Below are 15,420 nucleotides of genomic sequence, written 5' to 3'. Positions count from 1 at the left end.
ACACCGATTGCGGGCCAACGACAAGCGGATATCGGCCCTCGCTCGAACTAACGGCAACTTTCAGGGGCAGGCCTTGCCGCCGGGAACGGCGCGGATAGGGCGCGAAACCGCCATCGAGACGACGGCGGCCAAGTCGCCGTCTGGTGATATGTGCGTATTTAGAACACTGCGCGGATTTCCACGCGTCGTTCGGCCTGACCGGGTATCGTATCGGCATCCGGATCGTCGCTTCGGGTCGTTCCGGCTTGCCAGCGTGTCTCTACGGGAATGCCGGGCACAAGCCGTCGCAGCGTTTCGGCGATAGTTTCCGCCCGCTGCCGGGCAAGTTCCACAGGCTCGGCGAGCGTGACACCGGACACTTCGACAGGATCGGTCGCGGCAAATCCCGTGACGACCAGCTTGCCGGGCTTGGCAGCCCTGATCCAGGTCGCAGCGTTGTCCAGCAGGTAGTCGTCGTACTGGTAGATCAGGAAGTCGTTGCCGTACTCGAAATAGGCGGTGAAGGTACGCTGGGCGTAAGGCCCGGGGGGCGTTTCGCGCGGCACCGAGAGCGGATCGATATAACGACCCTGCAACTTGTATCTGCGGCCGGGATAGGCCTCTGCAGGTAGCATGTGGCGGGTGCAGGGGATCTCGTAAAGGCGCGAGGTGCGCACGGGCCGCAGCACGGTGTCGCCGCAAGGCGTCGGCGGTTCTTCCGAGACGCGGCCCTCGACAAGGATGGCGTAGTTCCAGTCCGGTTTGTAAGGCGACCAACTGACATCGTAGCGCTGGCCGCTTTCTCGATCCGTGGCGAGCCAGCAGCCGGATTTGCGGCCTGCATCGGTGTCGCGGTAGACCGGGCAGGTGACGAAGCGCACCAGCTCGCCGGTATCCTGCGCCGGGGCTGCGAGCGAGGCGCCCAGCGCCACGAGGGTTGCAAGTGACTTCATAGCACGCTCATCAAATTTACCAGATCGCGCTTCTCTTGCTCGGTGTAACCGATGTCGTAGCGACGGTCGTAATAGTCGACGACGCCGCGCAGATCCTTGGCCAGGCCGTTGGAGAAATAGGGGGCTCTGGCAGCCAGACCCCGCATGGACTGTAGCGTGATCTTGCCGACGTCGCCGCAGCGTCCGCTGGTCAGCGCAAAACCGGGATCCATTGTATAGAACACGCGGCCATAGTGGGGATGGGGCGCCTTCAGGCAGGTGATCCGGAATAGTGGCAAGTCGGGCATCGGATCGGCGAACGGCATCGTCGTCGTCCCCAGGTCGACCTGGCCCGGAGCAACGTCGTTCCCCATCTGGCTCATGTTGTGACAGAAGACGCAGGAGTTTCTGACCGGGTTGCCGAACCCGATCCGTGAATTGATGCCGGCGGTGTCGGAAATCAGGAAAGTCTTGTCGCGAAAAACCTTGGCGCCGCGCGCCACTGACTGACGAAAGGCGAGTTGCGCGGGGGTGAGCGTCTTCGCGTCTTCGGGGGAGATGTCCTCCCACTTCGCGAATTCGCTCCACACCGGTTCACCGATGCTGCCAAGCGCTCCCGGCTCGGAATCGCGCAAGTGCGCCGGACCGCCCTTCGCGCCAAGCGTATCGAGCGCACCTGCGTCTTTGCCAACCTGCTGGGCGGTGAAGATACGCTTCTCGAAATCCTCGATCCGCGAGATATCGGCCTCGCCAAGACGCTTCAACATCTGCAAGTGGGTCGATCCTGCGTCCTCCATCTGAAGGCGCAGGGTGCCTGTGCGGTTGTCGGCCATGATGTTGCCCGACATCATCTTGCCGGTGCGCGGGTCGATCGGCAGGGCGTACCCCTGCTTGGGATCGAATGGGAAGCCTGCTGCGAGCAGGTATTTCATGTTCGCGACGGGGCGAGGGCGGCGGTAGACCGAGATGTTGCCATGTTCCGGACCATGGTCGGGGCCGCTGTTGCAGCCATTGGGATCGCGCACGACGGTGATGGTGAAATCGGGCGTGACCGCTTTGCCATTCCATTCGCGCACTGGCCAGGCGCGCTCGATGCGGATAAGGCCGCGATCGAGCAGTAGCGAATGCGAAGCGCGCGCTCCCTGGGGCAACGATGGGCAATTGGAGCCGTCGTAAGCCGCGAAGAGGGGGTCCTTGCCTCCGGTCGCATCCCATCGTTCACGGGCGGATTGTGCAGACAGGCTCATCGCGTCGGCAGGCTGATGGCAAGTCACGCAGGCGCGGCCATTGCGGCCGATCGGTTCGAAGAAAGGATGCCCCTTCGTGTCCAGCTTCCCGCCGGTAAGGAGAAGGCGGAGCGTGCCCTCGTCGTTTTGGTAGTCAAGTTGTTCGGGAAATACCCGGCCCTCGCCCGGCGACCACCACCGCGGAAGAGGGGGCCGGGCGGCTGCGATCGAAACCGCAGCCGCCCCGATCACCGTGGCCAGGAGCAGAAAGACCGATTGGACGGAGAACCTGTGTCTAGCCAAAGGTCTTGCCTCAGTCGCCGAATGCGACCTTGATCCGCACGCCGTAGGTGCGCGGTGCGCCGTAGATGATGCCGCCATCGGCGCTAGAGCTGTTCTGGATCTGGGTAGCGATATAGGTCTTGTCCGTCAGGTTGTTGACGAAGGCTTCCAACTTGTACTTCGATCCCAGATCGAAGGTGAGGCGCGCGTCGAACAGGTCGCGCGAAGGCACCAGCGTGTTGAAGCTGGGGAATGGCGTCGCGTTCTGGTCGCCCACGTGCGACCACTGGACGCGTGGCGTCACGTCGATCCCGCCGACCGGGAAGGTGTACTGGATTCCACCGTTGATCGTCCAATCGGGAGAGAATGGCAGGACGCGGCCCTTGGGCACGAAGCGCAGGCCAGTGGGGCATCCTGCGTCGGTCCCGGGTGCGTTGGTGTCGGTAATGCAGCCCGAGTTGCTGAACTTGGCGTCTAGGTATCCCGCGCCAAGATTGAAGGCGAGGCCGCCGAACTGGCCGGTGATTTCGATCTCACCACCCTTGGAGTGGCCGCCAAGGGCGTTCTGCGTGACCGGAAGACCGTTCAGCAGGCTGGAGAGCTGGATGTCCTTGTAGACCGAATAGAACACGTCGCCGTTCACGCGCAGGTGCCGGTCGAGCAGCTCGGTCTTGAAGCCGGCCTCGTACACGAAGTTGCGCTCGGGCAGGAAGTCGGGCGTGTTGGGCGTCAGATTGACGCCGCCGGCCTTGTAGCCCTTCGATGCCGTGAGGTAGAGCATGTTGTTGTCGTCGAAGTGGTAATTGACCCCCAGCTTGCCGGTCAGCTGGTGCGAAGAGGCTGCGCTGACATAGGGCAGTGGAATGGGCGGCCCCGGAACGGCGAAGCGGGTGTAGACCTGCTTGTCCCAGCTGTAGCGGCCACCTGCAATCAGTTCGATCTGGGGTGTCACGAACCAGTTCGCCTGCCCGAACAGCGAATAGGACGTGTTCTTGGCAGTGGTCACGATATCGCTGTTGGACACTACGAAATCGGTGGTGTGACGATTGTCCCGGTATAGCGAGACAGGGACGGTTTCGTCGAGCGCAAAGGCTCCGACCACCCATTGGAACGGGCCGTTCCCGGTGGAGAGGAGGTTGAGCTCGCCGATCAGGGTCTTGAATTCGGTAGAGGCATTGCTGACGCGGCCGGGATAGAGCCTGGTGTTGGCGCTGCTCGTCGGCAAGTTGGCGGGGACCGGTAGGGCCGTGGCGGTGCGATCGCCGTCGGTCTGGTCGTGAGTGAAACCGTCCTGCCAGGAAACGAGGGCGCGGGCCTGCATAGCTTCGCTGACATCGTACCGGATCTCGCCGCCGATGCGATAACCGGCCTGGTTCTGGTAGGAACGGCCGTCCTCCTCGATCACGAAGGGGTCGCTGGTGATCGCGTCGTTGCGGTTCTTCACGGCATTGTTGTCGGACCGCACGTCGAAGTATTCACCGCGCACATGCACGTTCAACCTGCTGTCCATCCCCTGCAGACGCAATGTCGCGCGCACCGCGTCCATGTTGAGGTTGCCGGGCTGGCTCTGGGCGTTGTCAGCAATGTTCTTGGTGAAGCTGTCGCGTTCCTCGTGAACTGCCGCAATCCGCAGGGCGACGCTTTCGCCGCCGACGTTGATCGCGCCGACCACGCGATAGCGGTCGTAGTTCGAGGCGGTGGCATCGACATAGCCCGAAACATCGTCGAAACTCGGGTCCGGCGTGCGCACGTAGATGGCGCCGCCGGTCGAGTTCTGACCCGTCAGAGTACCCTGGGGGCCGCGCAGCACTTCCAGCGAACCGATGTCGTAGAAGCTGAACCCGATGAACTGCTCGTGCGGGATGAGCTGGCCATCGATATAGTAGGCGACACCGGGGTTCGACGTCGGCGCGGACTGGGCGATACCCACGCCGCGGATGTTGATGAAGGTGGAGCGATTGAAGGTATTGATGGCGATCGACGGCGCCACCTGCTGGATATCGTTGAGGTTCGTGACGCCCTTCTGCGCGAGCTGGTCCCCGGTAAGGACCGTGGCCGAAATGGGAATGTCCTGAAGGCTCTGCTCGCGGCGTTCCGCGGTTACGATGATTTCGTCGAGGGCTTTGCTCGCCTGGCTGCCCGAAGCGCCCTCAGTGGCGGTCTGGGCGAGCGCGGGAACTGCAACGCTGCAAAGCAGGGCCGCGATACTGGATCGCGTAAAAACGGAAACTGGCATTGGTAACCTCCCATCGGTCTGTCTTTATGATTGGCTCTTTACGACAAATGTAAGCCCTTGCAAACCCGAATTGCAGGGGGCGTTCAGGCCGTCTCTCGAGGGCGGGCCAAGGCCGCGCAGCCTGCAGCGATGGCGGTCGCGATTACAAGCGCAATGCACAGTTTGGACGATCCGACCGGCGAAAACCACGAGATAACCGTTATCGCAAGAGAGCTAATCAGCATCTGGCCGGCGCCTGCGAGGCTTGCTGCGGTTCCGGCCAGCGATGGGTTGACGGCAATGGCGCGTCCGATGCCTGCCGGACCGGCTACTCCGGCGCTGACGCCGAGCAGAATGAGGGGCGCGATAAGCGCGGCGGGACCGGTCAGGCCCGAAAGGTCGCCTGCAAGCGCTGCCACCGAGCCCGTCACCCCCAATGCAACTCCTGCTACCAAGGCATCAGTGCGGCGTTCCAGTAGTGCCACGAGGCGAGAGCCGGCAATGCCGCCGACGGCGACGAAAAGAAAGGCGATACCGACCTCGTCCGGCGAGAGACCGTAACGGCTCTCGAGAAGAAACGGCGCATTCGCGAGGAAGATGTAGAGCGCCGAACTCATCGCCGCGAGGGCTCCCGCCGCACCCAGGAAAGCGCGGTCGGTCAGCAGCCTGTGATAGCCTGCCCACAGCGACTGGACGAGACTTCGCGCCGGCATGGCTTCGCCGTCCCCGGGGCGGGACTCGGCGATTGCGATCCACGCCGCGGCAAGGGCGAAGAGACCGGCAAGGGCGAGGAGGACAAACACGCCGCGCCATCCTGCCGAGGAAGCAATCAGACCGCCGACAACCGGAGAAAGTGCAGGCGAAATCAGCACGACCATCATCAGCGTTGCCTGCCGGGCGGCGCCTTCGCCCGGCGATGCATCGTCGCTCACGATCACCCGCGCGGTCACCACACCCGCCGCGCCGCCCGCCGCTTGCAGCACGCGCGCCGCCAGGAGCGCGGACAAGGAGGGGGCCAGAAAGGCAGTGAAAGCACCGGCGGTATAGGCCATCAGCCCGGCAAGAAGAACGGGCCGCCGGCCTATCCGGTCGACGAACTGCCCGGCCACAAGCTGGCCTGCCCCCAGGAAAAACAGGTAGAAGCCCAGGATATGCTGCGCCTCGCCGGGACCGACGGCAAAGTCGGCGGCGATCATCGGGAGCGCCGGCACCAGCATGTGGATTGCCATCGATCCCATCGCTGCAATTCCCGCAAGCAGGACCAGCTTCCTGTTGTTGCGCTCCATCACCGTGGGGCCTAGCCCCGTGCGCGACGATCAGCCGATCGCGCGACAAGGCACAATCCGGCACAGGCCACGGCGATGCCGAACAGCAGCAGGGTGGGTGGCAGGAACGACCCGCTCATCTGCTGGAGCACGCCCATCAGCGCCGGAACTGTCGCGCCCGCGAGACTGCCGAACATGTTGATGACCACGATGCCCATGGCGAGGGCTGCCGGCTTCATCAATCGGATCGGAATCGCCCAGAAAGCCGCCACCGTACACCCGGTGCAGGCGCCCCCGATGGTCAGGGCGGTGAGACCCAACAGGCCCGGCCCGGCCAGGAAGGCGATCAGCAGGCCGCAACCTCCGGCCAGCGCGGGCAGGGCAACGTGAAGATAGCGTTCGCCGGTTCGATCCGAATGCCGTGCATTGAGCAGCAATCCCACGGCGCTGGCGGCCCAGGGCAGGGCAACGACGATCCCGGTCTGGGTCGCGCTCAGGCCAGTCATCCCCTTTACGACCTGCGGCAGCCAGAACATGACCCCGTAATTGCTGGCCAGAATGCAGAACCAGATCGCGGCGCAGGTCCATCCGACGGGGCTGGACAACATGTCCCAGCGGCCGCCATCGCGATCGCCTGAGGATTCGCGTTTCGCGCCCCTGACGTTCGTCGCCAACCAGTTGCGTTCCGCGCTGTCGAGCCATTTCGCGTTGGCCGGTCGGTCAGGGAAATGCAGCCAGGCGAAGACCGCCAGGGCCAGCGCGGGAAGCGCTTCGACAAGGAACATGAAGCGCCAGCCCGGCATGCCGAACGGGTTGGTTGCATCCAGCAGCATGCCCGAAATCGGGGCTCCGATGACTTGCGCTATCGAGATAGAGGTGATCGGAATGGCAAGGATGGACGCGCGATACCGCTCGGGGGCCCAATGGCTCAGGTACAGCATCAGCCCAGAAGAAAGTCCGCCTTCGGTAATGCCGATGATGACCCGCAGGCCATAGAGTTCCCATTCGTTGCGCACGCCCGCCATCGCGCATGAGGAAAGTCCCCAGGCGAGCGTGATCATCGCCAGCCAGCGGTGCATTCCGATACGTTCGTATACCAGCACGCTGGGATATTTTGCGAGCATGTAGCCGATGAACAGCACGCCTGCGCCGAAGCCATACTCGCTTCCCGATAAACCGAGGTCCTGGTTCATCTGCAGCGCAGCGAAGCTGACATTGGTCCGGTCGATCGCGCCGATGAGGATATAAAGGGCGCAAGGTATGACCAGACGGACAAGCACTTTGCGCCCGATCGCCTGCTCAAGATCGGCCGCTGCTGGTTGCGAAGACAAAGTTCCAATCTCCCGTTTACGCTTATGATAGCGCTTGCATAAGCTCGCGTCGATGCCGTATTAGCACCGACATGAAAGAGATCATGCAAGACTTCGATCCCGAACGGCCCGAGGATTTCGACAGCGCGCACGCCGAATATGCGCGCCTGCGCCGCGAATGCCCGGTGGCCCATACCGATGGCCTGGGTGGCTTCTGGGCCCTGACCCGCTACGATGACGTCAAGCGCGCCGCATCCGATCCGCTCTTCGTCACCTCGGTGCAGAACGTCGTACCGAAAGTGGCGTTCACGGGCCGCCGACCTCCGCTCCACCTCAATCCGCCAGAGCACACGCCGTATCGCAAGGCGCTCAATCCGTTGCTTTCGCAGGAGCGCGCAGAGGCGCTCGCCCCCCATACGCGCACCTTGGCGCGCGAACTGCTGGCGCCGATGGTCGCCAAGGGCGGCGGCGACATCTGCGTCGAGTTCTCGAGCCATCTGCCCGTCCACGTCTTCGGTGAATGGATGCGCATGCCTGAGGAATCGCTCGCGACCCTGCACGATGCGGGCAGGGCGTTCATCCTCGCGGTTCACTCCACCAAGCCGGAATCGATGAAGGAAACCAGTCTTCGGCTTTATGAAATGGCCCGCGACCTCATCGCCCTGCGTCATCGCGAGCCGCAGGATCCGGCCATCGATCCGACAAGCGCCTTGCTTGCCGCACGCCACGAAGGCGAGCCGTTGCCCGACGAACTGGTTCTCGGCACCGTTCGGCAGGTGCTGGTGGTGGGGATGGTTGCGCCAATGGTGATGATCGGCAGTATTGCCGTTCACCTTTCGCGGGATCTTGCGCTACAGCAGCGCTTGCGGTCAGATCCTTCGCTCATCCCTTCGGCGATCGAGGAATTCCTGAGGCTTTATACGCCTTACCGTGGATTTGCGCGCACGCCGGTCTGTCCGGTTGAAATGGGGGGGCGCATGATCGACAAGGACGAAGCTGTGGCGCTGGTCTATGCCTCCGCAAATCGCGACGAGGCCGTATTTCCAAACCCGGGCGAATTCATCATGGACCGCCCCAATATCGCTGAGCATCTTGCTTTCGGACGGGGCCCACACAACTGCCCCGGGCTGCATATCGGGCGAATGCAATTGCGCGTGGCCCTCGAGGAGTTGCTCGTCGCGACGAAGCAATTCGATTTGGATGGAGAGATCATGATGAGCCGGTGGCCAGAAATTGGCGCTCTTTCAGTGCCCTTGCGGTTCGATTGATTTGCAGGGCGATTGCGTAACCGGAATGATCGCGCGTATGGAAGGGCATGGCCGAAATCCCTGAAAAGGTACCTACACTCGACGACGTCGCATTGCGGGCTGGCGTTTCCAGCGCGACTGTAAGCCGCTTCGTCAACAATCCCAAAGTGGTTGCCGCGGCGACTGCCGAGCGGATCAGGGCGGCGATCGCAGAGGTCGGCTACATCCCGAACCTCTTGGCCGGCGGCCTCGCGTCCAGCAGGTCCAAGATGGTGGCGGTGTTGATCCCGCACCTCGTCGATTCGATCTTCAACGATACGATCGAAGCGATGGTCGAAGAGCTTTCGTCGGGCGGCTTCACGGTCATGCTGGGCCTCACCGGCGTTTCGGCTGCGCGCACAAACGAACTGATCCGCGCGGCGCTCAGTCGCAAGGTCGATGCGATCATTTCGAGCGGTCCGATCGATGCCTCCATTCCTGCCCTGGTATCGCGCAGCACAACGCTGTTCATCCAGATATGGGAATTGCCCGAGCACCCGGTTGGATTGGCGATCGGCTTCTCGCATCGGGATGCCGGTAGCGACATGGCGCGCTTTCTGATGTCGCGCGGCTACAGGCGGCCTCATTTGGTCACCGCCGATGGCGCTCGGGCCGGTGTCCGCCGTGACGGTTTCGTCGAGGAATGGCAGACCTTGGGCGGAAGTAACGTGACGCATGCGACGGTCGACATTCCCTCTCGCTTCGGCCACGGCCGCCGGGTGTTCGCAGACGTCCGGCGCCTTCCTGAGATGCCCGACGTAGTCGTTTGCGGATCGGACTATCTCGCCCAGGGGCTGATCGTCGAAGCGCAGGCTGCAGGACTTCGCGTGCCGGAAGATGTGGCTGTGGTCGGTTTCGGCAACAGCTCGATCGCGGGTGAGATGCGGCCAACCATCACGACGATGGATGTCGACGGGCGACGCATAGCGCGCGAAGCCATCGCGGCAATCCGCCGCTACGGGGAGGGTTCGGCGCTCCCGGACCATCCCATCGATGTCGGCTTCAGGCTGATCGCCAGGGAAAGCGCCTGAGCGCAGGCTTCGAGTGGATGATCGGTGCTGGCGCTGCGATGGTCAGCGGGCCGGGCTTGCGGGAAAGGCTACAATTTGCCTACCACTTTCGCCGCGGCGTTTGCCTCGACGCCTAGGGTCAGGAACCATTGATATGAGAGGCGAGATGTGATTCAGGCTCTTTGAGGAGACTGGATTTGAATGACTTGGTCTGGCTGACGGACGAACAGACGGCGCGGCTTGAGCCGTCCTTTCGGAGGAACCACGGTAAGCCCCGGGTTGATGATCGCCGGGTTTTGAGCGGGATCATCTTCGTGAACCGCAACGGGCTGCGCTGGCGCGATGCACCAAAGGACCATGGACCGCACAAGAGGCTCTGTTGCAAACATTGAGGTGCGGCGAGGGGCACGACGCCTTTTGGGGGATCAGGAAGCATTGGCGAAATGCTGATTGAGCATAGTCATGGTTTCGATCAGGGCCGACGGCCCCATTCCGAATGCTCTTTCAACCAGGCGCACCTCCCCCACGATCCCTGGCTGTAGGCACGATGGCCGAGCCTGCCCTTTGCGTAAGGCGCGCATGACCTCGAAACCTTTGATCGTTGCGTATGCCGTGGGCATCGACTTGAAGCCGCGCACAGGCTTGATCAGTAGAGGCTGACACTTGATCGGACAGTTGGTGCCTGTAAGTGGTCAGCATGGACCTGACCGGTGGGATCAGGCCGCGATCATCTTTTCCTTCGCCATCGGGGTTGCGTCAACAAAGGTCTGCATGGGGGTCTTGCCGAAGCACCATCGGCCCTGGTGCGGCCTCTGCTCGTTGTAGTTGGTGACCCATTCATCCAGATCTTCCTGCATTTCCTCGAGATCACGGTAGCTGATGCCGTATCGACAATACCAGCACACCGCCCACAGGATGACCTATCCGGTAAAATGCCGCACTTCGAAATCGTTCATCGCAACTGACCCTGCCAATCCAAGTGTCCAATCTTGGTAGCCGCATCAATGCTTGCAACAGAGCCCTCACAGGAATGGGGGGCGCCGACATATATTCCTGTTCGGCGAACGTGTTCGCAATTTTCTGCGCTGAAGCGTCCGGTAGACCGGCACCCCGCAATGGCCGGCACCGTAATATTGTGGTCACCTTGAAAAGGGATACCAGCATGAACCGTATCAGTCTTTCCCAAGCGAATACTATAATCGCGGCCGCATTTGAGATGGCCAGCCAGTCGGGCCTCAAGCCGCTCAGCGTAGCGGTACTTGATCCGGGCGGGCATATGATCGCCTTTCAACGCCAGGATGGCACTTCCATGCTGCGGCAGAAGATCGCGTGCGGAAAGGCGGCCGGGGCGCTGGCGCTTGGCATGTCTAGCCGCAGGATAAGGGACATGGCCGTACAATGGCCGGCATTCGTCGGTTCGCTCGGGCAAATCAGCCCCGATGGAGTGATACCGGCCGTCGGTGGCGTGATTGTGGTCGATGCCGAGGGCGAGCCGCTTGGCGCGGTCGGCGTGACGGGGGACACGGGCGATAACGATGAGGCATGCGCACTCGCCGGCATCGCCGCGGCAGGCCTCAGGGCACAGGAATAATCCGTAAGGCTAGATGCCGTAATGGGCCGGCGTCTCAAACGGTAGCCAGGTTGGGTGGCTGTCCCTCAGAATGATGGTGTTGAAAACGGGGTCCGAGCGATCGGCCCAAAGCATCATGAGAGGAACAGCCGTGGAGTATTATGCCGGGACCCGCAGCTTGCCGCGCTCAACGCGCATCAGCGTATCAAATCGCGAAAGCTCGCCATGGCTCATTGCCAGCACCGTCATCGCCGCGTTCTCCCAACCGGTAGGAGAACCATGTCACCGCTGTTCCACTGACGACACCTGAAGGTGTCATTTCTATCTAGCGGAGGGGTGTCATTTCTACTTAGCGCTTAAAGACATTGGAGATGATAATAAGTGTTATGTTAAATTAAATGCCATGCCAATATGAAAAAATGTGCTCTTTACCACAGAGCGCCTTGGGTCTCGGCAACATCAGGACTTGCTGTCCCGCATATACACGGCACTCACGCCTGGACGATAGATCGCTGTGGGCGTCATCACCCCAGCGCGGACGGCAGGACGCCCGGCGCACGAATTCGCTTATCGCCGAAACGGCCCAGCACCCGCGCCGCGGCTGGCCCTGGCGGATAAGCGGACTTCAATCATGTCCTGAACGATGAAATCGCTAATCCACGTGAAAGGAGATTGCAGCATTGGGCTCCCTACTGAGCCGTCCTATCCCGGTAACCGGTGGAACCGAACTGTCGCCCGCTTTCGCAGTTGCATCATTGCTCTGCGAAGACTGCGGTGTCCCGCTGGAGCGCATCGGCAGGCCCTGGAAGGCAAGCACGCCAACGCAGTCGCGAACCGAAGGCCATGCGAACCTGCCAAGATAGGATGCCTGTGCAGGAGCGCCGATACGTCGTGTCACTTCGCGAGAGACTGCTTAGGGTTCCGACGATCCTGCCGGTCCCCTTCCAGAAACGCATGCTGCAACCTGCCCTGCCGTCATATTGGCGGCGGGACGAAAGCGTCGCGCACGCAGACACAAACACGGCATAGCCGGGATCCGAGTGCCTCTGTGAGTCGGCTTCCGGGGACCGACCCATTCCGGCCGCTCCGCCACTCATTTTTCGCTTGGCAAGTGCGGATCAGCCGCTTGTTCCGATCTCTATGGCTTACGCTCGCTGACTTTAGTCGGCCCCTTATTGGCTAGCTTTCGCAACGCCCCGGTTCGGGCATCGAAGGGCGTGCTTGAAAATGAGGTGGCAGAATGCTACCTCATGAACTGGAGGTGACCTAATGGCCCAGTCCATCAAACTTGGTGACGACATCATGAAGATCGTGCGTCGCGAGTCCGAGTTGCAGAGCCGCTCGATCGCCGGTCAGATCGCCCATTGGGTGCGCATCGGCCGCGCTATCGAAAAGTCAGGCAATTTCGATCATGCCCGTATCACTGCGGCACTTGCTGGTGACATTCAGACGACTGATCTCACCGACGAAGAGAAGGATGTTTGGCTCGACAGCTTTATCGAGAAAATGGAGCAGCCTGGTTCTGACGAAAATGCCTTCTTTGCCCGGCGACGGCAGTATGGTCTGGGTGTCGGCCTCGATGCGGCTGGCAACGTCGTGCGTGAGAAAGCTACCCCCAAGGCATGAAGCCGACGATGATCGTACTTGCCGGGCCCAATGGTGCCGGCAAGTCTACGCTCTACGAGACCCGCGTAGCACAGAGTTTTGCAGGACCGTTCATCAACGCAGACATCATCCAGCGCGACGAACTGCGCGATCCATCACCTGATGCGTCTTACGAAGCGGCCGAGATCGCGGCTTCGCGCCGGGCTGACCATCTCGCTCGGGGGCGGGATTTCGTGACGGAAACCGTCCACAGGCGGGCGCAGCCGGCGACCGTTTTTTAGGATGTCGCGCTCCTCGGTGACCCGGGCCAGTTCGCGCTTCAACTGGCGGATCTCGGCATCCTTGCTGGCATCGCCAGACACCACCTTCGCCAGTTGCCGCTTCCAGGCATACAGCGAATGCTGACTGACGCCGAGACGCTCAGAAACCTCCGCTACCGGATACCCACGCTCGGTGATCTGGGCCACAGCATCACGCTTGAACTCATCGCTGAAATTGGGCTTCCCCATCGTCGTCTCCTGTCCTCAAAATTAGGATAGAAGGCGTCCAGAAATCTAGGGGCTACTCAGTAGCCTCTGCGCCGCATCATCGCGACATGCTCGGCCATCATTTCGCCCAGCACGCTGCCGAACGGTCTGGGTTGACGGAGTTCGGCAAGTGCCTCTTCCGGATTCCGCGACGCCAATGCCCGCCAGATCGGCATGCACTGCTTGATATTGCACTCATCGCGCAGAGCGGAGACAGGGTTGCGTTGGATCGCGCCGATTTCCGCCAGGTGTTCGAAGAACCGGTCAACGATGCGGGTGCGGTGCAAGAGCGTGGACGGCGCTCGACGAACGGCCGATTCTCGTAGCCAGACCAGCAGCACTTCCTGATCGAGTGCCTCGTAACGTTCGGCGACATCCTGCAAGCCATGCAAGACCTGGGCATAGCAGGCTCGGCTTTTCGTGCTGCGCAGATCAAGGCTCGCGACATAGCGGCCAATGATCGCGCGGTCGGGATCGGGCCAGCGAGCGGTCATGCCACCAACTCCATTCCCGGCACGTCTAGCGCGATGGCCCTGAGGTCCTCGGTGGCAGCTTGAGGTAGGGAGCCGTCGATCCTGTCGAACGATGTCCCAGCGGTTCTGTCGCAAACTTTGGCGTGATGTGAGATAGTTGGCGCAGTTTCGGCATTCGGGGAAGAGATTGTTGTTCAAGGGTCGCCATTTCGAGGGCTCGCTGATCATGCTGTGCGTACGCTGGTACCTGGCCTACGGGTTGAGCCTGCGGGATCTCGAGGAAATGATCGCCGAGCGCGGCGTGGCGGTCGACCATTCGACGATCCACCGCTGGGTACTGCACTATACGCCACAATTGCTGGACGCGTTCAACGCTCGCAAGCGGTCGGTGACTAGCAAATGGAACGTCGATGAGACCTACATCAAGGTGAAGGGCGAGTGGATGTACCTTTACCGGGCGATCGACAAATCGGGCGCCACAGTCGATTTCCTGTTCTCGAACACGCGCAATCTCAGGGATGCGAAGCGCTTCTTCCGAAGGGCCTACAAGCGCCACGGCCTGCCCGTCCAGCTGACCATCGACGGCAGCCAGACTAGGCCGTAGACTCATAAACCCTTAGCCACAGCCGCATTGAGGCGAGTTGGACCATGGCAAGGAAGTTTTCGGCCAACTTGTCGTATCGGGTGGCCACCCTGCGGAAGTGTTTCAGCTTGGAGAAGAATCGTTCGATCAGGTTGCGCTCGCGGTAGAGCCATGTGCTGAAATATGGTTTCGACCTTCGGTTTGCCTTAGGCGGGACATTGGCAAACGCTCCCTTCTCGCGGAGTGTCGCCCGGATATGATCTGCATCATATGCTTTGTCGGCCAGCACGCTTGTTCCGGCGGCTACGTGATCGAGCAGGTCATCGGCAGCTTTCCCGTCATGGCTTTGGCCGGCGGTCAGGCTTAGCCTGATCGGGAGGCCTTGCCCATCGACGACCGCGTGGATTTTGGTCGTGAGGCCGCCTCGGGAACGACCGAGACAATGATCTCGATCCCCCTTTTTGCCGTCGCGGCCTGCTGGTGAGCGCGAACGGAGGTGCTGTCGATCATCTGGATGTCGCCATCATGGGCAGCGGTGATGGCGTCCATCATCCGGTCCCAGACGCCCGCCTTTCGCCATCGCACGAAGCGGTTGTAGCAGGTGGTGCGCGGGCCGTAGCGTTCGGGCAGGTCGCGCCACGGCGCACCGGAGCGCAGCACCCAGAAGATGCCGTTCAGCACGCGGCGATCGTCGACGCGCGGCACGCCTCTTGGCTTGTTGGGCAGCAGCGGCTCGATCACGCGCCACTCGAAGTCGGTCAGGTCATATCGGCTCATGCCGATTCTGAATCACATTTGGCGCATTATCGGAAGGACAATCAGCCGTGTTACCGAGCAGCCGTAAAGAGACGGCGCATGAACCACGTCCCTAACACTCCTACCGCGCTTACTGCCCAGATGATTAGAAGTGCAGGAATGGCTTGGGGATCAAATCCCTCCGAGAAACCGTTGAACAGCACGATCAGAGTAGCGCCGAGCGCGGCAGCCGCGAAAATGCCCTGCACAAGCGTGAAAACCACAGCATTATAAGTCTCCACAGCTCCGCTCTCCGACAATCGAACTGACCATGCCTGTGTATCAGGCCACACGAGCGCGATCATCAATTATGAGTTCACGACCTAATCTGGAAGCTGCGCGGACATGCCATGCCGAAGTCA

At 61.6% G+C, this 15,420-nt stretch carries 11 protein-coding genes and 7 pseudogenes; 7 read left to right on the top strand and 11 right to left on the bottom strand.

The window, feature by feature from the left end; all coding sequences use genetic code 11:
- Positions 1 to 158 precede the first annotated feature (158 nt).
- From PP1Y_RS01390 to PP1Y_RS01370, 5 genes are all read right to left on the bottom strand, one after another.
- Positions 159 to 932 (bottom strand): hypothetical protein, encoded by a 774-nt coding sequence (locus PP1Y_RS01390; RefSeq protein WP_013836317.1) that lies wholly within the window; start codon positions 930 to 932, stop codon positions 159 to 161.
- Positions 929 to 2,440, bottom strand: coding sequence for a hypothetical protein (locus PP1Y_RS01385; protein WP_193789707.1), 1,512 nt, complete (start codon positions 2,438 to 2,440; stop codon positions 929 to 931). The genes PP1Y_RS01390 and PP1Y_RS01385 overlap by 4 nt, the downstream gene beginning before the upstream one ends.
- Positions 2,441 to 2,450: 10 nt before the next feature.
- A complete protein-coding gene (locus PP1Y_RS01380) occupies positions 2,451 to 4,655 on the bottom strand; it encodes a TonB-dependent receptor (protein ID WP_013836315.1) in 2,205 nt (734 codons plus the stop codon).
- A gap of 83 nt (positions 4,656 to 4,738) precedes the next feature.
- On the bottom strand, positions 4,739 to 5,920 hold the full coding sequence (locus PP1Y_RS01375; protein ID WP_013836314.1) for an MFS transporter: 1,182 nt from the start codon (positions 5,918 to 5,920) through the stop codon (positions 4,739 to 4,741).
- Between the two features lie 11 nt (positions 5,921 to 5,931).
- Positions 5,932 to 7,230, bottom strand: coding sequence for an MFS transporter (locus PP1Y_RS01370; protein ID WP_013836313.1), 1,299 nt, complete (start codon positions 7,228 to 7,230; stop codon positions 5,932 to 5,934).
- Positions 7,231 to 7,313: 83 nt separating this feature from the next.
- Between PP1Y_RS01370 and PP1Y_RS01365 the strand changes: the two genes are divergently transcribed.
- The 3 genes and pseudogenes from PP1Y_RS01365 to PP1Y_RS25160 form a co-directional block, all read left to right on the top strand.
- Positions 7,314 to 8,477: a cytochrome P450 gene (locus PP1Y_RS01365; protein WP_148274780.1), complete on the top strand. Its 1,164-nt coding sequence runs from the start codon at positions 7,314 to 7,316 to the stop codon at positions 8,475 to 8,477.
- Positions 8,478 to 8,524: 47 nt separating this feature from the next.
- Positions 8,525 to 9,526: a LacI family DNA-binding transcriptional regulator gene (locus PP1Y_RS01360; protein ID WP_013836311.1), complete on the top strand. Its 1,002-nt coding sequence runs from the start codon at positions 8,525 to 8,527 to the stop codon at positions 9,524 to 9,526.
- 176 nt (positions 9,527 to 9,702) lie between these two features.
- A pseudogene (locus tag PP1Y_RS25160) lies at positions 9,703 to 9,882 on the top strand (transposase); the annotation flags it as partial.
- 48 nt (positions 9,883 to 9,930) lie between these two features.
- On the opposite strand, the pseudogene PP1Y_RS01355 reads toward PP1Y_RS25160, so the two are convergent.
- The 3 pseudogenes from PP1Y_RS01355 to PP1Y_RS26155 form a co-directional block, all read right to left on the bottom strand.
- Positions 9,931 to 10,158, bottom strand: a pseudogene (locus PP1Y_RS01355) (IS6 family transposase); the annotation flags it as partial.
- Between the two features lie 63 nt (positions 10,159 to 10,221).
- Positions 10,222 to 10,380, bottom strand: a pseudogene (locus PP1Y_RS01350) (integrase core domain-containing protein); the annotation flags it as partial.
- A pseudogene (locus tag PP1Y_RS26155) lies at positions 10,356 to 10,461 on the bottom strand (IS6 family transposase); the annotation flags it as partial. The pseudogenes PP1Y_RS01350 and PP1Y_RS26155, both read right to left, overlap by 25 nt.
- A gap of 206 nt (positions 10,462 to 10,667) precedes the next feature.
- Here PP1Y_RS26155 and PP1Y_RS01345 point away from each other — a divergent pair.
- From PP1Y_RS01345 to PP1Y_RS25155, 3 genes and pseudogenes are all read left to right on the top strand, one after another.
- Positions 10,668 to 11,096, top strand: a complete 429-nt coding sequence (locus PP1Y_RS01345) for a heme-binding protein (protein WP_013836308.1) — start codon at positions 10,668 to 10,670, stop codon at positions 11,094 to 11,096.
- Between the two features lie 1,248 nt (positions 11,097 to 12,344).
- Entirely contained in the window at positions 12,345 to 12,701 is a 357-nt protein-coding gene (locus PP1Y_RS01340) for a ParD-like family protein (RefSeq protein WP_013836307.1), read from the top strand.
- Positions 12,698 to 12,928: pseudogene (locus tag PP1Y_RS25155) on the top strand (zeta toxin family protein); the annotation flags it as partial. The gene PP1Y_RS01340 and the pseudogene PP1Y_RS25155, both read left to right, overlap by 4 nt.
- 12 nt (positions 12,929 to 12,940) lie before the next feature.
- Here PP1Y_RS25155 and PP1Y_RS01335 read toward each other — a convergent pair.
- Both PP1Y_RS01335 and PP1Y_RS01330 read right to left on the bottom strand, forming a co-directional pair.
- Positions 12,941 to 13,189 (bottom strand): annotated as a pseudogene (locus PP1Y_RS01335) (transposase); the annotation flags it as partial.
- Between the two features lie 56 nt (positions 13,190 to 13,245).
- Positions 13,246 to 13,701 carry a hypothetical protein gene (locus PP1Y_RS01330; RefSeq protein ID WP_013836305.1) on the bottom strand — a complete coding sequence of 152 codons (456 nt, stop codon included), beginning with the start codon at positions 13,699 to 13,701 and terminating at the stop codon, positions 13,246 to 13,248.
- Between the two features lie 169 nt (positions 13,702 to 13,870).
- On the opposite strand from PP1Y_RS01330, the pseudogene PP1Y_RS01325 reads away from it, so the two are divergent.
- Positions 13,871 to 14,275, top strand: a pseudogene (locus tag PP1Y_RS01325) (IS6 family transposase); the annotation flags it as partial.
- On the opposite strand, the gene PP1Y_RS25150 reads toward PP1Y_RS01325, so the two are convergent.
- Positions 14,274 to 15,040, bottom strand: a protein-coding gene (locus PP1Y_RS25150; protein WP_148274775.1) for an IS5 family transposase whose coding sequence is annotated in 2 segments (ribosomal slippage) — positions 14,274 to 14,728 and positions 14,728 to 15,040 — 768 coding nt in all. Because the reading frame shifts where the segments join, the coding sequence is not laid out codon by codon here. The pseudogene PP1Y_RS01325 and the gene PP1Y_RS25150 sit on opposite strands and share 2 nt — an antisense overlap.
- Between the last annotated feature and the right edge of the window lie 380 nt (positions 15,041 to 15,420).

Source organism: Novosphingobium sp. PP1Y (assembly GCF_000253255.1).
Taxonomy (GTDB): domain Bacteria; phylum Pseudomonadota; class Alphaproteobacteria; order Sphingomonadales; family Sphingomonadaceae; genus Novosphingobium.
This window is presented reverse-complemented; position numbering and strand designations above follow the sequence as displayed.